This is a genomic window from Prevotella sp. 885 (assembly GCF_002265625.1).
Lineage (GTDB): Bacteria > Bacteroidota > Bacteroidia > Bacteroidales > Bacteroidaceae > Prevotella.
Genome location: NZ_NOVE01000110.1, coordinates 1 through 1,838 on the forward strand (window position 1 = coordinate 1; position 1,838 = coordinate 1,838).

The following is a 1,838-nucleotide window of genomic DNA, read 5'->3' on the forward strand; positions in this document are numbered from 1 at the left end:
AATGTCACGTATCAAGGTGGTGTTCTTGGTGTCCACTTTAGCATCCTCGATGCGCACCATGCGAGGTGTAGACTCGCCATCGAAGAGAGCCAGGCACTCGGTGTAGCCCTGCAGCGTGACATTAGGCAAGTAAAACGCCGAAAGAGTTTGAAACGAATTGCGTGGAATGGTAAACATCGAGCGTGTGGTGAGGAAGCACAGCTGTACGAAGCCCATGGCATTTGTGGCGAGGCTCAGACGAGAGTAAATGAAATGGCGCTCCGGCGTGGTCGTCTCTTCAGTCTTTGTGTCTGCCGTGATGACGAAGTTGGCGAAGACACGTTGCTTATCCAGCATGTGCCCCTCGATGATGGAGCGAGCATCATAGAGCATGGCGATGTTGTTGTAAGGATAAAGCGTAGTTTCAAAGATAGTGTCAGGACCACATGCGATAGTGACATATACCGAAGCAGCATCAGTAGATATTTCAATCTCCGATGGGATGTTGCAAGTGAAGACGTAGAGAGAAGGATTATAATTGATTTTCAGCATGACCTTTTTGTTTTCAAAGATAACAGGCTTTGCCTGTATAAGAAAAGACCCAACCGCTGCGTTGCTCTGCACGGCTCGAAGGACAAAGGGCTTTAGTATGGAGTGTAGGCAAGTGCGGACTTGTTACGATCTTGCAGCAGCGACAGAAGAAAGCCCGACTCCTTCGAGCCGGGCGGAAGTGGAAGACTGCCTAAGCAGCCTTTTCAGCCTTTGGCTTGCGCCCTCTCTTTTTCTTTGGCTTTTCCTCTACTGGAGCTGGCTCCGGCTTCTGCACCTCCTGCGCCGTGGGAGCTGTGGCTCCCTTGGCTTTTGCAATCTCTTGCGAGAGGCGTGCGAGGCAATTATCAGAGATGTTCAATCCCAACCTCTTTTTGAGGAGGAAGGCGAGGCGCATAGCCTTGTATGCACTTGTGCAATACATCTTGTCTGAGCTGTTATCGCTTGTGTAAACGACCCATACATTGTTTGTGGACTTGCCGGAATTGGCTTTAGCTGCTAAAATGACATTTGAAGTATTCATAACTTTCTTATTTTAAGAGTGAAACAATCTGATTAGTGAATGAGATAGACTTCGATATAGCTGATGTCTACAAAGCTGTCTGCTGCGAGTGCTTCCGCCTTGACGCTTGCCTCAGAATGGCTGTCCGCCTCGATTTCGTATTCGATATACTCGCCATCTTCTCCATTGATGACAACCTGATAGAGATTGCTTGACAATTCAACCTGTCTTGAACTTCTTTTACCGAAGTGATATTCTGAATTAAAAGTGGTGTGTACCATAATCTTTGAAATTTTATTTGTTCGACTTAAAAGTGAAGCACCGAAGTGCTTTTGTAATTTTTACGTGCATACAAGGAGCAGCAAGGAGAAGGCATGTAAATGCAAGGGATAGCCAAGATTATTTCATCCTTCAGGGCTTGAAAGATTTTGGAATGAGGCAAACCTGCCCCAAAAACTTTTGAAAAAATCTTAGGCTAAGCGTGGAGCGCGACCCTTTCAGAATGCCGCTTGCGCTAACTTTGCAAAGGAAAAATCAGTAAGCATTACATTTGGTAAGTGCTTCACGTCGAACAAATAAAATGATTTGGTACGAAAGAACACCACTTCAGAATATTACTCCGGAATAATAAAAGAAGAAGACTGGTGATATGAATTGTGCAATCTCTGTTGTCATCATAGGATGGGATGGCTACTTCTTTCATGTTGAAATCGTGGCAGACAGATACCTATCTTTAAGGCAAGCAGAAAGGTGGATGTGCTTGTGGCTACAAAAATGAACATCAGCAGTATCGGAGTTCATTCACTAA

Annotated in this window: 3 protein-coding genes; all 3 read right to left on the reverse strand. The window is 45.4% G+C overall.

All coding sequences use genetic code 11. The features are described 5' to 3' along the window. Positions 1-531 (reverse strand): hypothetical protein (locus CHL74_RS15220; RefSeq protein ID WP_141241362.1); only part of this gene is annotated, 531 nt, incomplete at its 3' end. A 190-nt stretch (positions 532-721) separates the two neighbouring features. Further along, the gene (locus CHL74_RS15225; protein ID WP_094881998.1) at positions 722-1,051 is read right to left on the reverse strand and encodes a hypothetical protein; all 330 of its coding nucleotides are present in this window, start codon (positions 1,049-1,051) and stop codon (positions 722-724) included. Between the two features lie 32 nt (positions 1,052-1,083). Further along, on the reverse strand, positions 1,084-1,311 hold the full coding sequence (locus tag CHL74_RS15230) for a hypothetical protein (protein ID WP_094881999.1): 228 nt from the start codon (positions 1,309-1,311) through the stop codon (positions 1,084-1,086). Positions 1,312-1,838: the final 527 nt, after the last annotated feature.